Origin of the sequence: Shewanella sp. POL2, assembly GCF_000282755.1 — a bacterium.
Classification (GTDB): domain Bacteria; phylum Pseudomonadota; class Gammaproteobacteria; order Enterobacterales; family Shewanellaceae; genus Shewanella; species Shewanella xiamenensis.
In genome coordinates this window covers 1-21,209 of record NZ_AKZL01000080.1, presented here as the reverse complement: position 1 = coordinate 21,209, position 21,209 = coordinate 1, and the positions used below count along the sequence as shown (strand labels likewise).

Annotated in this window: 21 protein-coding genes and 2 pseudogenes; 13 read left to right on the top strand and 10 right to left on the bottom strand. The window is 46.1% G+C overall.

All coding sequences use genetic code 11. The annotated features are described in order from the left end of the window. The first annotated feature begins 70 nt into the window (after positions 1-70). From SHEWPOL2_RS17610 to SHEWPOL2_RS17595, 4 genes are all read left to right on the top strand, one after another. Positions 71-637 (top strand): site-specific integrase, encoded by a 567-nt coding sequence (locus tag SHEWPOL2_RS17610; RefSeq protein ID WP_037430233.1) that lies wholly within the window; start codon positions 71-73, stop codon positions 635-637. A 79-nt stretch (positions 638-716) separates the two neighbouring features. After that, the gene (locus tag SHEWPOL2_RS17605) at positions 717-1,439 is read left to right on the top strand and encodes a lecithin retinol acyltransferase family protein (protein WP_037430232.1); all 723 of its coding nucleotides are present in this window, start codon (positions 717-719) and stop codon (positions 1,437-1,439) included. Positions 1,440-1,725: 286 nt separating this feature from the next. Further along, entirely contained in the window at positions 1,726-2,010 is a 285-nt protein-coding gene (locus SHEWPOL2_RS17600; protein WP_011920070.1) for a CopG family ribbon-helix-helix protein, read from the top strand. Then, positions 1,998-2,291 carry a type II toxin-antitoxin system RelE/ParE family toxin gene (locus tag SHEWPOL2_RS17595; protein ID WP_037430228.1) on the top strand — a complete coding sequence of 98 codons (294 nt, stop codon included), beginning with the start codon at positions 1,998-2,000 and terminating at the stop codon, positions 2,289-2,291. The genes SHEWPOL2_RS17600 and SHEWPOL2_RS17595 overlap by 13 nt, the downstream gene beginning before the upstream one ends. 190 nt (positions 2,292-2,481) lie before the next feature. Here the strand turns inward: SHEWPOL2_RS17595 and SHEWPOL2_RS17590 are convergent, their stop codons facing one another. Next, entirely contained in the window at positions 2,482-3,150 is a 669-nt protein-coding gene (locus tag SHEWPOL2_RS17590) for an inovirus Gp2 family protein (protein ID WP_037430226.1), read from the bottom strand. 309 nt (positions 3,151-3,459) lie between these two features. Further along, positions 3,460-4,773, bottom strand: a complete 1,314-nt coding sequence (locus SHEWPOL2_RS17585) for a helix-turn-helix domain-containing protein (protein ID WP_157173878.1) — start codon at positions 4,771-4,773, stop codon at positions 3,460-3,462. Between the two features lie 189 nt (positions 4,774-4,962). On the opposite strand from SHEWPOL2_RS17585, the gene SHEWPOL2_RS17580 reads away from it, so the two are divergent. The 3 genes and pseudogenes from SHEWPOL2_RS17580 (at position 4,963) to SHEWPOL2_RS17570 (ending at position 7,632) form a co-directional block, all read left to right on the top strand. Continuing rightward, entirely contained in the window at positions 4,963-5,793 is an 831-nt protein-coding gene (locus SHEWPOL2_RS17580; protein ID WP_037430221.1) for a hypothetical protein, read from the top strand. Between the two features lie 492 nt (positions 5,794-6,285). Next, positions 6,286-7,032 (top strand): iron-sulfur cluster repair di-iron protein, encoded by a 747-nt coding sequence (gene ric / locus SHEWPOL2_RS17575; RefSeq protein WP_037430220.1) that lies wholly within the window; start codon positions 6,286-6,288, stop codon positions 7,030-7,032. 97 nt (positions 7,033-7,129) lie between these two features. Continuing rightward, positions 7,130-7,632: pseudogene (locus tag SHEWPOL2_RS17570) on the top strand (ATP-binding protein). A gap of 8 nt (positions 7,633-7,640) precedes the next feature. Here the strand turns inward: SHEWPOL2_RS17570 and SHEWPOL2_RS17565 are convergent. From SHEWPOL2_RS17565 to SHEWPOL2_RS17535, 7 genes and pseudogenes are all read right to left on the bottom strand, one after another. Beyond that, on the bottom strand, positions 7,641-8,216 hold the full coding sequence (locus SHEWPOL2_RS17565) for a HupE/UreJ family protein (RefSeq protein WP_037422974.1): 576 nt from the start codon (positions 8,214-8,216) through the stop codon (positions 7,641-7,643). A 115-nt stretch (positions 8,217-8,331) separates the two neighbouring features. After that, complete coding sequence (locus tag SHEWPOL2_RS17560) at positions 8,332-9,054, bottom strand: HAD-IA family hydrolase (RefSeq protein WP_037430219.1); 723 nt, start codon at positions 9,052-9,054, stop codon at positions 8,332-8,334. After that, a pseudogene (gene xerC / locus SHEWPOL2_RS17555) lies at positions 9,054-9,952 on the bottom strand (tyrosine recombinase XerC). Before xerC ends, SHEWPOL2_RS17560 begins: the two are co-directional and overlap by 1 nt. Before the next feature lie 41 nt (positions 9,953-9,993). Continuing rightward, a complete protein-coding gene (locus SHEWPOL2_RS17550; protein WP_037430216.1) occupies positions 9,994-10,629 on the bottom strand; it encodes a DUF484 family protein in 636 nt (211 codons plus the stop codon). After that, complete coding sequence (gene dapF, locus SHEWPOL2_RS17545) at positions 10,626-11,453, bottom strand: diaminopimelate epimerase (RefSeq protein WP_037430212.1); 828 nt, start codon at positions 11,451-11,453, stop codon at positions 10,626-10,628. Before dapF ends, SHEWPOL2_RS17550 begins: the two co-directional genes overlap by 4 nt. A 69-nt stretch (positions 11,454-11,522) precedes the next feature. Beyond that, positions 11,523-12,767, bottom strand: coding sequence for a diaminopimelate decarboxylase (lysA, locus tag SHEWPOL2_RS17540; protein ID WP_037430198.1), 1,245 nt, complete (start codon positions 12,765-12,767; stop codon positions 11,523-11,525). Positions 12,768-12,809: 42 nt separating this feature from the next. After that, positions 12,810-13,004, bottom strand: coding sequence for a lipoprotein (locus SHEWPOL2_RS17535; RefSeq protein ID WP_037430195.1), 195 nt, complete (start codon positions 13,002-13,004; stop codon positions 12,810-12,812). 67 nt (positions 13,005-13,071) lie between these two features. Here SHEWPOL2_RS17535 and cyaY point away from each other — a divergent pair, with 67 nt between their 5' ends. Further along, positions 13,072-13,404 carry an iron donor protein CyaY gene (gene cyaY, locus SHEWPOL2_RS17530; RefSeq protein WP_037422994.1) on the top strand — a complete coding sequence of 111 codons (333 nt, stop codon included), beginning with the start codon at positions 13,072-13,074 and terminating at the stop codon, positions 13,402-13,404. A 37-nt stretch (positions 13,405-13,441) separates the two neighbouring features. On the opposite strand, the gene SHEWPOL2_RS17525 is transcribed toward cyaY, so the two are convergent. Continuing rightward, positions 13,442-15,856, bottom strand: a complete 2,415-nt coding sequence (locus SHEWPOL2_RS17525; protein WP_037430193.1) for a class I adenylate cyclase — start codon at positions 15,854-15,856, stop codon at positions 13,442-13,444. Positions 15,857-16,058: 202 nt separating this feature from the next. Between SHEWPOL2_RS17525 and hemC the strand changes: the two genes are divergently transcribed. The 5 genes from hemC to SHEWPOL2_RS17500 all read left to right on the top strand — a co-directional run. Next, positions 16,059-16,991, top strand: coding sequence for a hydroxymethylbilane synthase (hemC, locus tag SHEWPOL2_RS17520; protein ID WP_037430190.1), 933 nt, complete (start codon positions 16,059-16,061; stop codon positions 16,989-16,991). 4 nt (positions 16,992-16,995) lie between these two features. Further along, positions 16,996-17,736, top strand: a complete 741-nt coding sequence (locus tag SHEWPOL2_RS17515) for a uroporphyrinogen-III synthase (RefSeq protein ID WP_037430187.1) — start codon at positions 16,996-16,998, stop codon at positions 17,734-17,736. Positions 17,737-17,796: 60 nt separating this feature from the next. After that, positions 17,797-19,026 carry a uroporphyrinogen-III C-methyltransferase gene (locus SHEWPOL2_RS17510; protein WP_037430185.1) on the top strand — a complete coding sequence of 410 codons (1,230 nt, stop codon included), beginning with the start codon at positions 17,797-17,799 and terminating at the stop codon, positions 19,024-19,026. Further along, on the top strand, positions 19,023-20,189 hold the full coding sequence (locus tag SHEWPOL2_RS17505) for a heme biosynthesis HemY N-terminal domain-containing protein (RefSeq protein ID WP_037430184.1): 1,167 nt from the start codon (positions 19,023-19,025) through the stop codon (positions 20,187-20,189). The genes SHEWPOL2_RS17510 and SHEWPOL2_RS17505 overlap by 4 nt, the downstream gene beginning before the upstream one ends. Positions 20,190-20,570: 381 nt before the next feature. Beyond that, on the top strand, positions 20,571-21,209 hold a 639-nt coding region (locus tag SHEWPOL2_RS17500), incomplete at its 3' end, for a retention module-containing protein (RefSeq protein WP_037430183.1).

Genomic DNA, 21,209 nt, shown 5'->3' with positions numbered 1-21,209 from the left:
GCAGGCCCGATGCGGGTTGGCGATGTGCTGGTGCCCACATTCATCACATAGCTAATTGAGGGAACCCAGCATGAACGAAGTCGAAGCGGTCAAGAACCGCGACACCATCAAGCTTATCAGTTACCTGCTCGAACGTCACTTTGGTCAGCAGATGGCCGATGTCTGGAATATCGGCCTTAACCTGGCCCTTAGGATCTCGGACTTACTGGCCATCAAGTTCAGCGATATCAACGGCGACCGCTTAAATATCATTGAGCAGAAGACCGGTAAACGCGCCAGCATCAAGCTCAACCCGAAGACGCTGGCATTGATTGAGGCGATCCACCAGCGTCACCCTGAGCATATCTACCTGTTCCAATCCCACCGCTCGAGCCAAGCCAAAGACCTGCAGGCCCCCGCGAAACCCCTGACACGGCGCGCGGTCGCCAAAGCGTTTGCCTTTGTCGGTGACGATATCAAGTTAGCCCTGGGCACCCACTCAATGCGTAAAACCCGCGGCTATCACCTGTACCAAGCCTGCAAAGACATTGGCCGGGTGATGCGCATGCTGCGGCATCAATCGGAAGCGGTCACCCTGCGTTATATCGGCATTACTCAGCAGCAAGTCGATAAGGACTTTGTCGAGCTGGAAATCTGAGTCAATCAACACGCCCTATTCACCCCATTAGCAGATGCGACCTAGGGGTATCTGCGTTATTTTACTTGGAGTCCATACCATGTATACATTTCAACCCGGAGATCATCTGGTCACCAATATCGATCCGCTTGGCTTAACCGAACACCATGGCCTGTATGTGGGTCATGGCCATGTGATCCACTTATCTAAACAGGGCATCATCGAAGAAATCGATCTGCAGCAATTTGCTGGTGGCCATAGCGTTAGAGTGAAAAAGTCCAGCCTGTTTCCTCATCAAGCCATTGAGCTTGCACGCAGTCAGCTGGGTCACAGTCCATACGGCGTAGCTACCAACAATTGTGAGCACTTCATCAACGAATGCTTAGAAGGGAGCAGCAGCTCCAATCAAGTCAGTAATTTTACCCACATTGCGCTGCAAGGCTCAGCCAGAGCGGGCTTACTGGGGAGGAGCGCGTCAAAGCTTGCCACGGGGACTGTCGCAAACGTCGTATTAGCCTCTACCGCCATCAAAATGACCGGCGAATACCTCGGGCTACCCGACAATATCAACACGCTGCTGGGGACACCTGGAGATCTTGTCGCTAAGCCTGCAGAATGCTTACTAAAAGGCACCAGCCAAACTCTATGTGAAAGTTATGCTTGCTTACGCCAAGGAGAGATTACCGATGCAGGGATCAAACTCGTCACCGGCAGTGTAGAAACTGGCTTAAACACCGTGTTGACGACTGCAGAAGTGGGCATCAATGGTGTAAAAGCCGGTGCTGAGCTGATAGCCGATGCATGGCATTGGTTAAGGTCATAATGCTTCACCTGCAATATTGAGAGTACCCAGTCAGCCATTAGCCAAATCCTATAAACGAAGCGGCATACCGCCGCTATCGTTTTCACCCCTCTTGCGATTACGTTGAAGATTAGCGTGATGACGGCGTAACATGTTTGCCCAGTTAAGTGATACAAACTATCTTCTATCATCCTTGTGCTGATGGCGTTGCTCATGCGGGCAAGTAAACGTGTAATCATTATTTTTTTGTACCACGTTATGCTAAGGTATTACCTAGTAGTACTAATGATTACCTCTGGAGTAACAGATGAGCACAATCAAACCCGTGTCGGTTAAATTAGATGCCGATATTAAAGCCAGAGTCGAGCATTTAGCCGAAACCCGTAAACGTTCATCACACTGGATGATGCGTGAAGCGATCCGTGAATACGTTGAGAGAGAAGAGAAACGCGAAGCTTTGCAGCAAGAAGCGTTACGCGCATGGGAAGAACACCAGACATCAGGCTTGCATGTCACCGGTGACGAAGTGGTAAGTTGGCTGGAGTCCTGGGGAAGTGAAAATGAAAAGGCAGCCCCTACATGCCACAAATAGTCTTTACTGCCACTGCATTACGTGATTTAGAACGCTTACGTGAGTTTCTTCGCAGTAAAAATCCCCCTGCCGCACAACGGGCTGCCAGCGCCATAATCAATACCATTAGAAAACTGGAAAGCTATCCAGACATTGGTCGGCTTATCGATGACAATGACTTTAGCTTTAGGGAACTGCTCATCGACTTTGGTGATACGGGTTATCTGGCAATGTACCAGTATGATGGCGGTGAACGATTGACCGTGTTGTGTATCCGCCACCAAAAAGAAGCCGGTTACTGAAACGGCTGAATCAGTTACGGATTACCCCAATGGACTATGTCATCAAGTCTGCATTGTGAATATCGCTACTGCTCTACTATGAGCACAAAAGCAAGGGACCTTAATCCCTTGCACTTTACTCCCTTATTTTTACTCACCCCACTAGCAACCGCATTTAGCGCTAAGTAAGCTAATCACTCTGTCACCACGCTTAAATACGACTGCAACCGAATGAACGTGTTCTATCGCCATAATGCTTAGTCTCTAACTTGGCCAGATAGCTCAAGCGAAAGAAAGCACTCGCAAAGGTTTGAGGATAATTCGGTGCATTACGATTGAGATAGTAAACTGGCGTATCCTCAGGGAAATGGACTAAATGCCGAGTACTGTAATCATCTAATCCCAAGGCACTGGCCCAGGCTTCAACAATCTTAGTACTCAGGTTTTGACCACTTCGATTGTAATTACCGAGATGGTTATAAGCATCGTTATTGAGGAAGATTGCGATATGGTAATGGTCTGTATCGGCACATGCTCGCTCCCTTGCCCAAATATAACGCAGAGTACAAGGATGCACCCGCTTACCCTCACGGCCCTTGATTAACCTATTATGCTGGATTTTTGCATCCAGAGATTTAAAGAACTTGCTGATTACCGTTGAATCATAAACTACAGGTGAGTCGAGAAAGTTAAGCTGTGGTAGATGCAAATCAAACCGCACCATTAAGGTACGAGGGTGCTCATTCATAGCTGCTTGTAAGGTCTGTAAAATTGCATCTAAGTATTCAGCGCTTAGTAGCCTAGGATAAACATTGAGTCCTTGGTATTGGCCATTGCTGATGACGGTAAGGTTAGTGTTAGAGGTATGACGTTTTGACATGTTGAGTTCCCATATTGGTTAAGTTACATAACGTATATGGTCTGTGTAATTTATTACTCAAAAGCCAAAAAGTGCTTGATATAAAAAGCAAAAGTTAGCTCGCCTATGATGGCAGCTAACGCTGTATGTTCATGGGTAGATAGTGTTAGAGATACTGATGAAGGAATACTACTGAGTGATAGGTATAACTACAGACTAATAGTATTAACAAACAGACAATCGCAATAACTGAAATCCCCGTCAATCATTGAGCTGTAGATCGGGCGAGCAAGGGCGATGGGATCTCATGTCACTAGATAGTTAAACCATTTAACTATCTACATTTACACCAGCTCTACCACGTTTCTGGCGATATATTTTTACATTTTTGTCTGATGTCCGGGCTCCCAAACCTACAAATTTGAAGGGGAAAATCGAAAAATGTAGCGAACCAAGATAATCATTCAACTCCTCATGTTTAGACAATTCTCTGATACAATACTTCGCTAGTTCAATGCTAAAATGATACATAATTTCATAAAATACCTCCTTGCTCTGATATGGAATTAATGCCATAAAACCATCATTAGAAATGAATTTTTTAAGTGTCAACTTCTCCTTATCGGAAGCATCTACCACCGCATCAAAATCCCTAATAATCATGTTTTTTAGCTCTACATAAACGGGGGGAGCCTGTTCAGACTGTAAGTCACACCAATGATTTGACAATAAAAAAGATGCGTAATAATTCAGCTGTCCTTGCATTACATTCAAAACTGATAACCTTGACATATCCACATTTTGAAAATACACACAGCCTTGATAAGCGGGTTGATGACCCACAAAACCGGCAAATTTATAAAACTCATTAGGTACTTTTTCTTCAGGAATGTTTCCATCTTTGAGATCTTTTAGGAGTTGTTGATCCGTAAGGTGCTGCAGCAACCATTCTTGACACTGATTAGCAAAATTTAGCAATGAGACCATATTAATCTCTTGTAAAAAAGGTAATTGATAGCCTGGTGCTAGCTCTTCTAAAATTGTGTGTTTTGCAGAAAATAGTGAAAAGTCTAAAAAATACGCACTATTGGCGTGAGTGAACAAGTACCTCGATGATGTTCCTGGAATGATTGCTTGTATGTAACCTAAGTTCTTCAGTTTCTGAAGTTGATTTCGAAATTGATCTCGGCTAATCCCTGCAAGATTGGTAATCGTTTTGACATCCAAATTACGCACAACTCCTGTTGGGTCCGCATGCAATAACAACACACAAAGCAACAATCGATTATTTAACTTCAAATTCGTATGTGAGACGTATTTTTGGTCAAGCGTTAATAGCTCATTGACTAACGGTTGATACTGGCTCGATGTACCCATCAACATTAATAAGCCCTGTAGTTGCCGAGAAACAATGTATTGATATGTTGGCCGGCCTCTTTTGGGCTGCGTACTTAACCGCTCCTTTTCGAAAAAACCACACTCAACAAGGTAAGTTAAAGCCTCTGATACAACCGTTTTAGAAACACTCAATTGTTTTGCAATCTCTGCAACAGTTCGTGAAATGGGGTTAGAGTGACCAAAATGCCGATTCCAGAGCAAAATAAAAAAGATTACATTTGCCTTACTTCCTTTCAGTGCATGCATTATCCGTATCATTAAAATACCTACTAAATAAAATCATTTATATCCTCTAAATACCTACTGGTAAAATATTACCGATAATTACTAGTAATTTACTAGTAATTTTTAAAAAATTGAATTTTTTATTTTAAAATGCTAAAAAAGGATTAGAAAATTTAATAAAAAACCTGCAAGTGAACCGTATAAATAATTATGGATATTGATAAATATATAAGTAACTCATATGGTACGAGGCAGTTAACTTTTCTCCTTGAAAATAATAGGGCTCAATTGGATTGGGCTTATGAGTACCTGAAGAAAAAAAATCCTTACATCATTCAACAGACGACGATGAAGGACTTAAAAAAAATTTTTATTGATAGCTGTATTCACAGGAAACTCGATAAGCAAACATTCGAGAGAATGGCCTCTAACATGGAGAAAGCTTGGAAGGCAGATGTGAAAAGACATGCAAGTGATAAAACTATGCTTAACGTCAGCATTTCGAAAGAGCACAAGTCTAAGTTTGAAGGTATGGCACTAGAGAAGAAATGCAATCACATTCAAATGCTTGAGTCGCTTATTGATGATAACTACAAGAATTTTTTACTTTTAAAGGATCAAGATTTACGTTTAAAGGAGCAAGAACTCGTAGCGAAAAATACAGAAAAAGCGAAAAAGGCAGAAATAAAGAAAAACCAATCATATACAAATCAGCATCTTAGTAGTGAACTTTTTCTACAGCAAAACTATAACAACCGTTTAAAAAAACAGATGACTGAGCTAAAGAATGAACTTCAAGCCGCAAAAGACAATTCATCAATTCTATTTGCTATCATTGAAAAAGCTGTAAAAAACCGCTCAAAGCTCACTGCTGACCATCTGATGCAAGCAACTAGAGCCCATACTTTAATCGACATTGTGCAACTTCCCTTGGAGGAGCCCATGCAGGCTACAGAATCGGATGAAAGTACTGAGCAAAACCAGACTTCAGGTCCCCGCCCTAGAAAACGAGCAAGAGCGGCTAAAACGGCTAGCCAATAGTAAAACAAAGAATCATCTCGTTAAGGCATTGGTATATGGTGGGCATATCGGTGGGTACCAATGCGAATTCCCAAGAAATAGACCACACTAGCCATTGTTAAATAATGGTTTTATTGAAAATAAAAACATTCAGATCCAAAACGTGGAATAACCTCCTCATTTCTTCAGCAATTTGCTTTTAATGCCCTACTCTTAGGGCGTTGAAAGCATCTTTGTAGTTTCATTTATCATCAGATACTTAATATTCGATGAGCCTTAGATGATACGCAAAGAATGGTAAATTCAATACGCCACACAGTTCCAAAAACATACTAATTAGATAAAACGTCGACTCGTCTTCATCAGCCTCTACACCCTACTCCTTTGGGAATAATTCAGGCAATTTAATGTGACAGCCGCAGCAAATCCCGACTAAATTAGTCAGGATTTATTGCATCACAATAAAGCTGCAAATAATATGCATGTAAATTATTTGTGCTTTGGAGTGTTGCAATGTCATCAACTAGCTTTTCGTCAGCGTCTCACGTTGAACAACCATCAGCCCCTTTATCGCCATGGCTTGAGCGTAAAGTTGGCGAGTTGGTCGCGGAGGATTTTCGCCGCGCCCATGTGTTTAGCCAATTTGGTATCGATTTCTGCTGTGGCGGTGGTCGAGCACTAATCAGTGCTTGTGAGCGAGCGCAAGCCGATCCAAATAAAGTCGTCGCCGCATTAGAGTACATGACACATTCAGGTGCTAAAGAAGATGAACTTAATCAACTACCACTTGAGCAACTAATTGATTATATTGAGCGTACACACCACCAATATGTCCGCGCTAAAGCACCGTTATTGCTGGAATACTCAGAAAAGATGGTACGCGCCCATGGCGAGCATTATGCCGAAATTGTTCCATTTGCAGGTTGGGTTCGTGCGTTGATAGAAGATTTAATACCGCATTTGATGAAGGAAGAAAATATCCTCTTTCCTGCGATTCGGGCGATGAGTCAAGGCGAGCAAGTGCAGGGTTGTTTTGGTCATATAGGTAACCCTATCAATGCAATGCAACACGAGCACGAAGAAGCAGGATTGATTTTACAAAAGCTACATGAGTTAACCAACGACTTTACGCCTCCCGAATATGCCTGTACTACTTGGCGGGTTTGTTATGCAACGCTCGCAGAATTTGAGGCGGACCTGCATAGGCACATTCATTTAGAAAACAACATTCTCTTCCCTAAGGCGCTGCAACTCGCCTAATAAACAAGATTGATTAACCACCAAGGTCAGCACAACTGCTGGCCTTTGTGATTTTGGCGTGTTACAAAAAGTGTGTGCCTTGCAAGGATAAGCCGCCATGACATACCCAACATTCGCACTCGATGATATTGCTTCTCTACACGAATCAGCCCAAGTAGAATTTAAACTCGCAAGAGGCCGTGATGGTCAAGGTCAATTACCTGAAGATATTTGGGCAACCTATAGCTCCTTCGCCAACACCTTAGGCGGAGAGATTATTCTTGGGGTACGCGAAGATCGTGGCCATTTCACCATTGAAGGCATCCCTAATCCTCTACCCGTATTACAGGAATTTTGGGAGATCCTCGATGACCCTAGCCGGATAAGCTGTAATATTTTAGCGATATCTGATGTGCAGCTGATTGAAATTATGAATAAAAGCTGATAAGGATTCGTGTCCCGCTCGCACCAGAGCACCTAAAGCCAGTATTTATAGGCACCGATGCTTATACAGGTACTTATTTTCGGGTTGGAGATGCCGACATGCATGCCAGCCGGAGACAGGTTACACAAATGCTACGCCGCGCCCATCACTGCAATAAGCTGATAAAGGCGCGGTAGTGCTTTTTCTAAAAACCAGCGAGTAAATAGCCACCCATGGCGGCAATTGCCACGCCAGATACGCGCATTAAGCTGCGTTGCCCAGTGACGCGCTGCATGCCTAGCCCTAGCATAACGCCACCTAAATGGATAACCGCAGTACCAAATAAGAAACCAAAGGCGTAAAGAACTGGGCTGGCAAGTTCAGGCATTTCCATGCCGTGGGCATGACCGTGGAAAATCGCAAACACGCCGACAAATGCCATCGCAAACAACAGCGGTAATTGGCGGTCAAAGGCAATCGCTAACCCAAGCAACAGTACTGACAAAGCAATGCCAATTTCAACAAAAGGCACCGGAATGGCATAAAGCCCCAGTATTCCACCAACCAACATAAAACACACAAAGGCTAAGGGCACAGTCCAAATCGCGCGACCACCGAGCTGCGTACTCAGCATCCCCACACTTAACATGGCGAGTAGATGGTCAAAGCCTAAAACGGGATGGTTAAAGCCTGCCATAAAACCACCACCTGAGTGGATTTCGTGTGCCGAGGCGGGCGCAATCAATAAACTCAATAGGATCAACAAACTTAAACGCACCATAGCAGTTCCTTGTCAGTAATTGGTGTAGTCATCAGGTTAAATAATTGCTAATACTCTACGGTAAAGCCAACGACTAATCCTTGATCCTTATCAGCTTAAATGGGCGACGACTCGTTTAAGGCAATAACATATCAAGTAATGAATCGAGAGTGGCAATTTCCATATGGGGTAAGAGTGCTGCAATCGGTAACGATGCCACACGGCCAAAACTGGGATTTAACCAGACAGACTGACATCCCGCTAAACGCGCACCGCGAACATCGGCATTCATACTATCGCCAACGTGCAGCAGTTGATCTAAGCCGATATCTAACCTTTCACAGGCCTGTGAAAACATATCTTTAGCAGGCTTCATCCGCACACCACTGCCAGGATGCAGCACAAATTCAAACACATTACTTAAGCCGATACGCTGTGCGTCCACATTACCATTGGTGATGCCAATCAGCCTAAAGTGGACCGATAAGCGCGTGAGTAGCGCCAAGACGTCGTCTGAAACCTTAAAATGGCTACGATGAAAATAGAAACAAGCCAAACCTTCCTGCGCGCCACGTTTTGCCTCAGGCTCACTATAACCGAGCAGTAAAAGGCCTTTATGCAGAGTCGCAATTCGCGCCGCCGAGGTGTCATGGGCAAGGGCTGGATTTTGCTGTAGTAGTTGCAACTTGAGCAGTCGCCATTGCTGCGGTTGCCAGGCCTGTGTCAGTGGAAAAGCCTGATGCAAAAACTGCATTAACTCAGCTTCGGCATTGAGAATGTGGGGTTCGTTATCGTATAGGGTATCGTCGAGATCGAAGCTAATCGCACGAATATTCTGGGGTCTAAGATAACAACGCATTATTTATCCTGTTGTTTTTTCGCTCTAGGATGGGCGTTATCATACACCTTAGCTAAGTGTTGGAAATCTAAACTGGTATAAATTTGCGTGGTAGACAGGTTTTCGTGACCTAATAATTCCTGCACCGCCCGTAAATCGGCACTGGATTCCAGCATGTGCGTCGCAAAGGAATGGCGTAACTTGTGGGGATGAACCCGCAGAGAAAGCGCCTGTTCCTGCCCCCATTTGCTCATGCGCGCCTGAATGCTGCGATGGGATAAACGCTTACCCTTTTCGGTGACAAACAATGCGTTATCTTCACAGGGGATTTGCCTGCGGCACTCAAGCCAAGCGCCTAAGGCATCAATAGCATAACGCCTACGGGGACGATACGCTCCTTGTTGCCCTTACCTAATACCCGCACTTCACGCTGATCATATTGCACACTGGATAAATCGAGCGCTGCGAGTTCTGCTAAACGTAACCCGCTGGAATAGCATAGCTCCATAATGGCTTTATCACGCAGTGTTAGCGGATCATTGCCTTCAATCTCAAGCAAATGAGTGAGGGAATCGACATCGATATTTTTCGGTAAAGGCTTAGCTTGCTTGGGCGCACTCAGCCCCTTGGCAGGATTGAGTTCTATCACGCCTGCGCGCAGTAAAAACCCTCCCCACTGTTTTACTGCCGATAACCATAATGACAGCGAGCGCGGACTCAGTCCCTTGCGGTGTAACTTAGCAAGCACTTGTTGCCAATGCTCACGCCCGACATTGAGCAGGTCAACACCTTCGGGCAGTAACTCGCTTCCCCGCTGCAACTCGTACATATAATTGCGAACCGTATGCGCCGATAACTGACGTTCAGACTGCATATAGGTTTCAAATTGCTGTAAATAGGAGTGACAACGCGCGGGCATATCATTAGCTGGCGAGTTCATATTGGACTCCTCATCAGGGCTTAGAGTTTGGCGAGCATATGTGCCAGCAATCGCCGAAGTTGCTCGAGCAGCATATTGTCCATATCGGGATGAAAATGGGTGGCATCGTGGCTGGCAACTGCAAAAATGACAGGAATATCATCAGCTAGTTTAACTAATGCCACCGAGCCGACCTCACTGCCAAATAAGCGTTTCGCCTCTTGTTGTGTCAGACGACCAAAATAGTAATTCTTGCGTAAACGCTGCGCCCAAATCGCCTTCATCTCAATATCGGCCTCTAACACACTGATAAGACGCACATGGGTAAAATTAAACTGCGCCTTTAAATTATCAGCCAGCACTTCTTTAAGGGATTCTAAGTTAACGCAATTGAGTAGCTTAAAAGACAGTTCAGTATTAAATCGGAATATCTTTTCATTACGTGCAGCCATGGCCAGTAAACTGGTGATTTCTTCTTCGAGTTGCCCAACCCGCAGGCGCAACAACTCTTGACGTCGTTCGACTAAGGAAATCGCACCGCGCTCCAAATGGGGCAAACGCATCGCCAATAACAGCTCGGGATACCGATTAAAAAAGTCAGGATTATCGAGTAGATATTCGCGAATAATCAACTCATCAAAGGGAAGATTGGTCTGCGGCATCAAAGGCTCGGTCATAACTGAATTTGTCCATCATAAACGTGCTGCGCAGGGCCTGTCATCCACAGCGGTTTGCCTTCACCTTCCCAATTGATGGTTAAGCTGCCGCCCGGTAAATCCACTTGTACTTGTTGATCGAGTTTACCTTGAATTTGTCCGACTACTACGGCAGCACAAGCACCTGTGCCGCAGGCTAAAGTCTCAGCCGCACCACGTTCGTAAACTCTAAGCTTGATATGACCCGAGTTCACCACCTGCATAAAACCAACGTTTACTCCGCGCGGGAATCGCTCATGCTTGGTGAGTAACGCACCGATTTCGGCGACATTCGCGCTGGTAACATCTTCCACATCGAGCACGCAATGGGGATTGCCCATGGAGGCCGCACCACACAAAAAGGTTTGTTGCGGCGTTTGCAGCAGATAGGTTTTTTCGGCCTTTTTGGCTTTAAAGGGGATTTGGCTAGGTTCGAGCACGGGCACGCCCATATTCACAGTGACAGTACCATCGCGCTCAAGGCGCAGTGTCATCTTACCCGCAGAGGTACTTACACGAATTTTATTCTTATTCGTCAGCCCCTTATTACGGACAAACCGCGCAAAGCAACGGGCGCCATTGCCGCAGTTTTCGACCTCACCACCGTCGGCATTAAAGATGCGATAATGAAAGTCGAGGTCGGGATCATAGGGTGGCTCAACCAGCAAGAGTTGGTCGAAACCGATGCCAAAGTTACGGTCAGCTAAACGGCGGATCTGCTCAGGCGAAAAGAACACGTTCTGCGTGACACCATCGACCACCATAAAATCGTTGCCAAGTCCGTGCATCTTAGTGAATTGGATCAAGATACTTATCCTTTAAGCCTAGGCGCCGCCATAACTAGCCAAGCGCCTGAATCAATATAATTTTCTAGTTTACGGCAGGAGCTGCTCACCTTGCCAGAGCTGCGCTAATTTTTCTCGCTCACGCACCAAATAAGCCTTATTGCCATCCACCATGACCTCGGCCGCACGCGGACGGGTGTTATAGTTTGAGGCCATGGCAAAACCGTAGGCACCGCTTGAGCGCACAACCAGTAAATCCCCCGCCGCAATCGCGAGTTGTCTGTCCTTCCCTAAAAAGTCACCGGTTTCGCACACTGGCCCTACAATATCAAATACTTGCGTATCTTCATCCCGTGGATTCACCGGAATGATATTTTGCCATGCACTATAGAGTGCGGGCCGAATTAAGTCGTTCATGGCACCATCAACAATCGCAAAACGTTTGTCACTGTTTTCTTTGAGGTACAGCACCTCAGTCACAAAAATCCCCGCATTGGCAGCAATCGCACGGCCCGGTTCGAAAATCAGTTTGAGCTTGCGATGACCTAAACGCTTGAGCAGTGCAGCGGCGTACACATCAGGATGCGGTGGCGTTTCATCATCATAGGTCACCCCTAAACCGCCACCCACATCAAAGTGCTCAATCACTATCCCTTGCTCGGCTAGGCGGTCAATGAGCGATAGCATTCTGTCCATTGCATCGAGAAACGGCTGAATTTCAGTGAGCTGTGAGCCGATATGGCAATCAACCCCTTTTACCTGCAAATGCGGCAGCGCATGGGCGCGAGCAAATACGACTTCGGCCTCATCCATGGCGATACCAAATTTGTTCTCTTTAAGACCCGTCGAAATATAAGGATGCGTACCAGCATCGACATCGGGATTCACCCGTAGTGACACGGGGGCAACTTTACCTAAGCGGCCTGCGACCTGATTTAACTGTTCAAGCTCGGCGCTCGATTCGACATTAAAGCAATAAATACCGAGGTTAAGTGCCAGTTCCATTTCGGCAACGGTTTTACCCACGCCAGAAAACACCACTTTGGCAGGGTCGCCACCGGCTTCAATCACCCGCGCTAACTCTCCGCCCGAGACAATATCAAAACCACTGCCTAAACGAGCCAAGACGTTTAGCACGGCTAAGTTCGAGTTGGCTTTCACCGCGTAACACACTAAATGTGGATGGTCGGCCACCGCATTGTTAAACGCATGCCAGTGACGTTCGAGCGTCGCACGGGAATAAATATACAGTGGCGTGCCATACTGCTGGGCTAAATCATTGACCCGACAGCCTTCGGCGTGCAGGGTATTGTCTTGGTAGAGAAAGTGATCCAATGTCCGATTCCTTACTGCGCTTTGTTGTAATTATGCTGATTATTATTGTGTTTTTTCAGTTTCAGCTTGAGGCTCCGCCGGGTTGGCAGGGGTTGCCTCACTCTTCGGCGCCTTAATTTCTGTAGGCTGACTCACCTCTGCGGGAGAGGATTTATACAGGGGGCCTTTTTGACCGCATGCTGTAATGAATAGGCTACCAAGCAATAACAATAAAAACAGTCTCATTTTTCTCAACATCTGTGCATCTAGTGTCTAATCGTCTTATAATCGCACCCATCTTGACGAAAGCAAAGGACAGAAATGCATGGCCATGACAGATACAGAATTTCACCAGCTCGCCGATGACATGTTCCAAGCGATAGAGACCGCTATCGAAACCGCAATTGATGAACAAGATGCCGATGTGGATATTGATGCCAGTGGTAACGTGTTACAGCTAGAATTTGTCGATGGTTCGAAAATCGTAATCAACAAACAGGAACCTTTGCATGAAATTTGGGTAGCAACGCGTTTCGGTGGCTATCACTTTGGCTATGTAGAGGGAAAATGGCTTGATGGTCGTAATGGCGGCGAGTTTATGCCCTTTGTGCAGGACTCGATTCTACGCCAAAGCGGTATCGAACTCAGCCTCTCCTAAGCCGCGGCTTTATTCCTAAGCGGGAGGTCGCTCCCGCTTAAAACTCCACATTGGCGTTATTGATATCCACCCCAAAGGGCATCACGGTTAGCTCACCCGCCACCCGTACTAAATGGAAAAACTGCGGAATATTAAACCGTGCTTTTGATGCATAAAATTCATCAAAAACATAGTGATGACTCACTTTGTTGACCAATTCGCTCATATCTGAACCAGACTGCACATAATGACTCAGCTGATTTTCCTCATCGAGAATAAACACATCTAAGCTATCGGTGCGTTGCCGCAGAAAGTACTGGATCGCTCCCTTGGCGGCAAAGTTTTGAATGATTTTCGGCATGCTCGAAAAAGGGTCATCCCCCAACTCTGGCCGAGGCAATTGTACTAAATGACTACGAGCAAGTTGCTGATAAAAAGATTTGGCATCACTCAAGTCCTGATAGGCCATCCCCAAAGGATTAAAAAAGATCCCGTAACGGGTATGACTAATCTGCAGCGGCTGCACTAAGGTGCTCGATTGTTGCACCTGTTGACAGAGTCGTACCGTTTGTTTAAGCAAGTTTTTCACCGCTAACTTAAGTTGTGGCCTGAGCTTTTGCGAACAGCTAATCACATCCATATCCACGGGATGAGTCGCTCGCCTTAGCCCTGGAGTGACAAACGCGAGTGCCTGCAATAATGCGGTTTCGCCCTCAAAACGATGACACTGCCACTCCCCCCAACTATTAAGGCAAATAGCATCGAGGGCGCCGAGCATATTTTCTTGCTTACGACCCAATGAAAACACGTTGGCATTCATGACATCGACCATCATCTCTTGCCCTTGCCAATGGATAGTAGGATCACAGTCGAGGTTTAGGATAAAAATGAGTTTTCTAAAATGCCAAGGCTGACATAGGTCAAGCTTTGAGACCCGCCAATCATGATCGATAAAATTAAGTAATCGTTTTGAAGCGTCGGTCAACCTTCGGGATTTAATCTTACTCTGGCCAAACTCATACCATTTGGTTTCTGGCGTCGATACCCCATTTAAGCAAGCCCAAATCATCAGCGCTGACGGGCTTTTCCCTTTGCAAATAGCAGATTCACCTAACAGATTCTGCGGCTTTGGCCCCTGGCGGTAGAGGTAATATTGATTTTCCTTGTTACTGGACACCATGGTTACTTCAGATTCAGCAACCGAGTGGCTCCAGAGCAAATTCAGCTTAGCGATTTGGTCTTCATCTTGGCTAAAGTAAGTATGTAGTTTGCGAGTGAGCATCCCCAACTCTTCAATCCTGAGTCCTTCGTTTAACTCATGGGTGGAGGCGAAACGCAGTAAGGTTTGATAACTCGCTAGCAGCAATTCATTAAGCTGCTCATTAAACCAATTGAGCTGGCCACTATGCCAATGCTCACAATCATCTAAGGTAGTAATTAAACTGTTGGGCCACTGCCACTCTTGCACCAACTTTTGCATTTTGGCATAGCGCCAATCTTTACCTTGGTCAGACACACTTAAGAACACGCCACATTTTAGATAAAAACAGCGGCGCACAATTTCCAGCCGACGACTATCATTCTGCTTTAATAAATAGGCTTCAATCGCCTCATAAATTGCGTAATAAGCATCGTTAGCAGTAGAAAAATCCCCTGCTAAGGTCTTTTGCCAAAGCCGGTCACACAGTAACTGAGAATGGGGATATTCACTGGCATAAGCCTCAAGCAAAAGTACTTTAATCAACGCTTTATGCGGCTTATTTAAGCCTTTATAAAGCTGCCAAAGCGAGGCACCAAAATACTCGCTTGCCGGTAACTCGTGCACATTACCAAGATATAGCAATTCAGGATTGAGCTTAGCATCAGGCCACCATGCAATAGTTTTACCCGCCAAGCGAATTTGGCTGCGATAAAACTCCTCAAGCAACAGCCAATGCTGCGTACTGCCACTGTGCTCATGAGCCATAGAAGACTGGCAACTGGTACGCTGTGAGATATCACCACAAAATTGCAGTGGATGAACCAAGTAAAAATTCACCTCAAACTGATACTCTGCAAACCAAGCGGTTAGTCGTTCCGTTTTTAATTTAACCAAGGCTAAGTCGTCATCACACAAATCCTCATGATGGACTAGCCACACATCCACATCACTTTTTGCATTCTGACCAAAGCTAGCTGTACTGCCCATGGCATATATCCCTTCGAAGGCATAACAATCCATGTCATTAGGTATAAAAGGCAGCTTAAACACATCACAAGCCTGGGCTTCTATTGAGCCCGCCTTGTAACCATAAATACCGCAAGGCGTATTAGGATCAACGTATCCTGGATACTGAACGCTATTCTGTTGAAGTAAAAAGGGGATCAAACGGAACAAATGCTTTTGCAACGGAGACAACAAGGCTAAGGCCCGTGCAATACGAACCTGATTAAGTCTTTCTGCAATATCAGGAAACTGGCCTTGCTGATCCATCCTAGAACACGACACTTAAGCACAATTGAGAAGTGTGCTCATGTTAACACTTTTGCAAAGCTGAGCAACTAAATGAGATATTCATCACACTTTTATACTATTTAGAACACCGCCGACTTCAAAGAATCGATACGGCTTCCTTACATTCGCGAATAGCCAATGTTAGCATTGGCGCAACTAAGATCTCGGATGGAAACTAGGCATGTCTGAAAACCGCATACGTATCGCTACCCGCAAGAGTCCGCTGGCCATGTGGCAAGCTGAATTTGTTAAAGCAGAATTAGAACGCGTTCACCCAGGTATTGTGGTGGAGCTATTGCCAATGAGCACTAAGGGCGATGTTATCTTAGACACGCCATTAGCGAAAGTTGGTGGTAAAGGCTTGTTTGTGAAAGAACTCGAAGTCGCTATGCTCGAAGACCAAGCCGATATCGCCGTACACTCGATGAAAGACGTGCCAGTAGATTTCCCCGAAGGCTTAGGGCTGGAAGTGATTTGTGAACGCGAAGATCCACGCGATGCCTTTGTGTCTAACCTTTATAAGTCAATCAGTGAGCTGCCACTCGGTGCCACGGTAGGCACCTCAAGCCTACGCCGTCAGTGCCAACTGCGCGCCTCACGCCCAGACCTGATTATCAAAGATCTGCGTGGCAACGTCGGTACTCGCCTCGCGAAACTCGATAACGGCGAATACGATGCGATTATCCTGGCTGCGGCGGGTTTAATTCGCCTGAAATTATCTGAGCGTATTGCTAGCTTTATTTCTGCGGAAGAATCCTTACCCGCAAACGGTCAAGGTGCTGTCGGTATCGAATGTCGTACCAATGATGAGCGCGTTAAAGCATTATTGGCACCTTTAGAGCACTTAGAGACTCGCTACCGAGTCATCGCCGAACGCGCCATGAATACTCGCCTCGAAGGTGGCTGCCAAGTTCCTATTGGCGCCTTTGCCGAAATAGATGGTGATGAGATGACACTGCGCGGCCTCGTTGGTAATCCAGATGGTAGCGAAATCATCGAAGGCGTGATCACAGGTCCAAAGACCGAAGCGACGCAACTCGGTGTTGCCCTTGCTGAAGAACTACTGAGCAAAGGCGCTAAAAGCATCCTCGACGCTGTTTACGCCAAAGCCTAAGACGATGAAAGTCTTACTGACGCGCCCCGAGGGGCGCAATCAGTCGATGGTCGATGCCTTGAATGAAAGAGGCATCGGACACTGCGTGACGCCACTGCTCTGCGTTGAGGCCACGCCCCCTCTGCCGCCAGACTCTTCACATCCACTCGCTAATGTCGATATGGTTATCTGTATCAGCGCCAATGCCGTCAGCTTTGCTGATGCTGCGTTTAAAGTCGATACAGCCCAAGTTAAAGACTGGCCAAGCGTACCTTATTTCGCCGTGGGTCATGCTACGTGGGAAGCGCTGCAAGAGAAGGGAATTGAAGCTCTCGAAGCACCGGATGATTGTCAGCAAACAGAAGGCTTGCTGACATTGCCTGCACTGCAACATATCCAAGGCAAACATATCACTATCATTCGTGGTGTCGGTGGTCGTGAAGCCCTCGCTGAGCAACTGAGTGCCAGAGGCGCGAGGCTGCGCTATTGGGAAGTCTATCAACGCGCTTGCCCACCACTCGATGGCGCAGCGGTTAGCCAACACTGGCGAGACTTAGGGATAGATACTATTGTCGTGACGAGTGGTGAAGTACTAGATAATCTGATTAATCTAGTGCCAAAAGAGTTATTTGCATGGCTGCGCTCATGTCATATCATAGTCCCCAGTAACCGAGTAGAAGCTCAAGCTCATGCCTTTGGTATAACCCAAGTCACCAATGCCAATGCCGCCAACAGCAAAGCCGTGCTAAACGCCCTTAAACTCTAAGCGCTATTTAGCCCGATTTTACTCGAATTTCGGCAGTAGCATGATTTTAAGGACTGTTAAATGGATAACAACAAGCACGACGCCCAAAGCCCAGAGTCACAGGCTATCCCAGTTCTCGCCACATCGGTCAATACCGATGACGCTGCACCACACAACCAAGCTTCAGAGTCACAGGCAAGCAAGCCTGAAGAACAAGAAGTCAAACCTGCCGACACTAAGTCGCAAGCCAGCAAACCCAAATCGACCCAAGCTGCTCGCCAAGTGGTGCAAGTGAATCGTAGCTCATGGGCTATTCGTTTTGGTGTACTACTGGCCTTAGGCTTGACCGTTTGCACCATAGGTGGTGGCTATTTGCTGTATCAACAAATGCAGCAACAGCTTCAACTGCAAGAGACGAAAAATCTAGCCCTGCAAGATCAGTTGCAGCAGGCTTTACTCGTCCCAAATCAGCGTCTTGCACAACTTGAGCAACAACAACTCGCAGATGCAAAAACCTTCCAAGAGTTATCTAAGCTTGCCACAGATCAAAACCAGTTACAGGACAGACTAGAGAAACTGGCCCAGCGCAGCCCAACCCACTGGATGGCCTCAGAAGCCGAATATCTAGTAAACATGGCTGGACGTAAGCTTTGGCTCGAAAAAGATCCACGTACGGCAACCGATTTATTAAAATCCGCGGATGAAACTATTGCCGCGATGAACAACCCCGCATTACTGCCAATCCGTAAGGCATTGGCAAAGGATATTGCGGCGACCACCAATATTAAGAGTTTGGATATTGAAGGTGGTGTATTAGCACTCGATGCCTTAATCGACCAACTTGACAAATTGCCGCTAAATCGTGCCGACGCTGAAGCAAGCACGGCTGAAGATACGACCATTTCCGGCGATCTTAACGATTGGCAAAGTAATCTGAGTAAAACCTGGAAGGCGTTGACTCAAGATTTTATTACTATTCGTCATCGCACCGCCGATGCGCCAGCCCTACTTGCTCCAGAGCAACAATGGTATTTGGTTGAGAATATCCGCCATAAACTGCTGCAATCACAACTGGCACTCTATCGCTATGATAGAGCCGCTTATCATCAATCACTGATGATGGCGCGCCAGTGGATCCAAACCTATTTTGATGTTCAAGCGCATCAAACTAGCGAGGCCATTGCCGAAATCGACAAGTTGGCAACACTCGATCTTGACCCTATTACGCTGAAATCCTTTGCCGCTAAACCGCTGTTATTACAGTTAACCAGCTATGGTGAACTCACCTCTGCAGAGGAACCGCAGCTATGATTAAGGTATTAATATTTCTTGGTATTATACTTTTAGGCCTGTGTATCAGCCCCTGGATTGTTGGCAATACTGGCTATGTGTATATTGCCGCGGGTGATTACCAGCTTGAGACCAGTTTAGTTTTTGGCATCGTCATGTTAATCGTGTTTTATGCGCTATTCCAAGTGCTGGAGTGGTTAGTGATCACTGTGATTAATCTGCTGCTTCGTAGCCGTTTTATCCCGCAGCATTGGCGTCGCCGGTCTGCCAAGAAACACACTTTGATGGGCGCACTCGCGATTGCCGAAGAAGATTGGCCTGCGGCAGAACGCGCCATGATTAAAGGGGCCGACAACGGTGAACTGCCAGCATTAAATTTGTTAGCCGCTGCACGTGCTGCTCAACATCAAAATAAAACTGCCGAGCGAGATCAATATCTTGCCCGCGCTGAAGCCCAGCCTATGACGGCCAATGCGGTAGCAACCACTCGTACCCGTTATTTACTCAAACAAGGTGAATTAGCCTTAGCCAGAGCCGAGCTCGATAAGTTAGCCCCAACTAGCAAGAGTAAAGCCCCTGTGCTGAAACTCGCCCTCGAGTTATATCGCGCCCAGGAAGATTGGGAAGCGCTTAAGCTATTGCTCCCAATACTGAAGAAACGCCAGATCTTAGAGGATGCAAAGTTAAATACGCTGAATGTTGAAACCCATTGCGCCCTATTAAAAGCGGCGAGTCTAAAAGGGGAAGAAGCCCTAGAACAATGCTGGCAATGGCTTTCACGCGATGAACGTAACCAGTCTGAGTTTTTAGCGATTTATGCCATGGGCTTGTGCCGCTTCAATCGTAAAGACCAAGCGCTTAAATTACTCTCGAAAAAGCTACGTAGCTCGCCAGAGTCAGCACTGTTAGAAGTGATACCACAGATCGTCACCGCCCATGACGAAGATATCCGCAAGCAATTGCTCAAGCATGAAATCACCCATGAGAACAATGCTGATTACCAACGGTGTTTAGCGCTACTCTACCAACAAACCCGGGATATGAAAGAAGCCAAAATCCGCTGGCAGAATGTTTGTCGTCTTGCTCCGAGTAAAGACTCTTGGCTGGCGTTAGCACGTATTCAAGAGCAACTTGGCGAACAAGGTCATGCTAACCAAAGCTATCGTCAGGCAGTAAACCTATAACTTCTATCAACCGCAATCCATTAGGCGGATTGCGGTCCCTTCTCATTCAACCTTGAACATACTTGCCGCACATCATTTATAAAATATTAAACCCGATCTTAAGAATAATTTGTTATTAGTATGTTTATTTTGATAGTTAAGAGACACTAAATGCAGTTTCTTTTGCGTTTTAAGATACTACATCTAGTTCTGTCACTTTTAAGTGCCATTTTTTCGCACTCCGCCCCTTAAAATCCAGCTATAGCAAGCCATTCCGACGCGTCAAAAAATTGACTTACACACGCGACCAAGCTAAAATTTAGCCACTTGTATCACAATTCAGCGTATTTGTTGAATTTGTGCATCTTCGGATTAACACACTTTGGCTGTTGGGAGCTAATTATGGGATCGATCATTACAACAAAGAAAGGTTTGCTGAAACTTGTTAAAGGGCAAATCGAAGTCGAGGTTAATGGTTCAAATCAACCCGCTAAGGATGGCGAACAACTCCCAAAGGGTGCAGTTCTCCATATCGGCGAAAACGCGACTTATGAAATCACTTTCGATGATGGCACCAAGCTGTCTAATGAAATAAATGAAATAGAAGTCAATCCAGCATCTGCTGCGGTTGTTGCCCCAGTGACAGGTGAAGCCACACCTGATGAAATTCAAGCATTACAAGATCTTATTGCTTCAGGTGAAGACCCAACTAAAAATTTACCTGAAACCGCAGCAGGGAATGCACCAGCCAGTGATGGTAACTCTGGCTATGTTAGCCTTGCTCGTGATGGTTCAGAAGCTCTCGCCACATCAGGTTATAGCACTTCTGGACAAACACTAGCCGCATTTGCACCCGACACTCCCGAACAGTCAATTGCCATAGACTCCCCATCCTTGCTCGCTAACGACAGCATTACCATAGATGAAGACTCCGCTGCCACTGGTAACGTCCTTAGCAATGACAGTGATATTGACAGTACCTTGTCTGTTGTCAGCTTCACCGTAAACGGCAATACCGTGACTGCGGGCACCACCGTTGCG

What these genes read in the sequence shown, in the direction of transcription:
- ric (WP_037430220.1), top strand. Translation starts at nt 6,286, where the DNA reads ATGTCATCAACTAGCTTTTCGTCAGCGTCTCACGTTGAACAACCATCA.
- SHEWPOL2_RS17550 (WP_037430216.1), bottom strand. Translation starts at nt 10,629, where the DNA reads ATGACCGAGCCTTTGATGCCGCAGACCAATCTTCCCTTTGATGAGTTG.
- SHEWPOL2_RS17560 (WP_037430219.1), bottom strand. Translation starts at nt 9,054, where the DNA reads ATGCGTTGTTATCTTAGACCCCAGAATATTCGTGCGATTAGCTTCGAT.
- SHEWPOL2_RS17610 (WP_037430233.1), top strand. Translation starts at nt 71, where the DNA reads ATGAACGAAGTCGAAGCGGTCAAGAACCGCGACACCATCAAGCTTATC.
- SHEWPOL2_RS17595 (WP_037430228.1), top strand. Translation starts at nt 1,998, where the DNA reads ATGCCACAAATAGTCTTTACTGCCACTGCATTACGTGATTTAGAACGC.
- SHEWPOL2_RS17590 (WP_037430226.1), bottom strand. Translation starts at nt 3,150, where the DNA reads ATGTCAAAACGTCATACCTCTAACACTAACCTTACCGTCATCAGCAAT.
- SHEWPOL2_RS17510 (WP_037430185.1), top strand. Translation starts at nt 17,797, where the DNA reads ATGGATAACAACAAGCACGACGCCCAAAGCCCAGAGTCACAGGCTATC.
- SHEWPOL2_RS17565 (WP_037422974.1), bottom strand. Translation starts at nt 8,216, where the DNA reads ATGGTGCGTTTAAGTTTGTTGATCCTATTGAGTTTATTGATTGCGCCC.
- SHEWPOL2_RS17605 (WP_037430232.1), top strand. Translation starts at nt 717, where the DNA reads ATGTATACATTTCAACCCGGAGATCATCTGGTCACCAATATCGATCCG.
- SHEWPOL2_RS17535 (WP_037430195.1), bottom strand. Translation starts at nt 13,004, where the DNA reads ATGTTGAGAAAAATGAGACTGTTTTTATTGTTATTGCTTGGTAGCCTA.
- SHEWPOL2_RS17515 (WP_037430187.1), top strand. Translation starts at nt 16,996, where the DNA reads ATGAAAGTCTTACTGACGCGCCCCGAGGGGCGCAATCAGTCGATGGTC.
- SHEWPOL2_RS17585 (WP_157173878.1), bottom strand. Translation starts at nt 4,773, where the DNA reads ATGCATGCACTGAAAGGAAGTAAGGCAAATGTAATCTTTTTTATTTTG.
- hemC (WP_037430190.1), top strand. Translation starts at nt 16,059, where the DNA reads ATGTCTGAAAACCGCATACGTATCGCTACCCGCAAGAGTCCGCTGGCC.
- SHEWPOL2_RS17580 (WP_037430221.1), top strand. Translation starts at nt 4,963, where the DNA reads ATGGATATTGATAAATATATAAGTAACTCATATGGTACGAGGCAGTTA.
- SHEWPOL2_RS17525 (WP_037430193.1), bottom strand. Translation starts at nt 15,856, where the DNA reads ATGGATCAGCAAGGCCAGTTTCCTGATATTGCAGAAAGACTTAATCAG.
- SHEWPOL2_RS17505 (WP_037430184.1), top strand. Translation starts at nt 19,023, where the DNA reads ATGATTAAGGTATTAATATTTCTTGGTATTATACTTTTAGGCCTGTGT.
- cyaY (WP_037422994.1), top strand. Translation starts at nt 13,072, where the DNA reads ATGGCCATGACAGATACAGAATTTCACCAGCTCGCCGATGACATGTTC.
- SHEWPOL2_RS17600 (WP_011920070.1), top strand. Translation starts at nt 1,726, where the DNA reads ATGAGCACAATCAAACCCGTGTCGGTTAAATTAGATGCCGATATTAAA.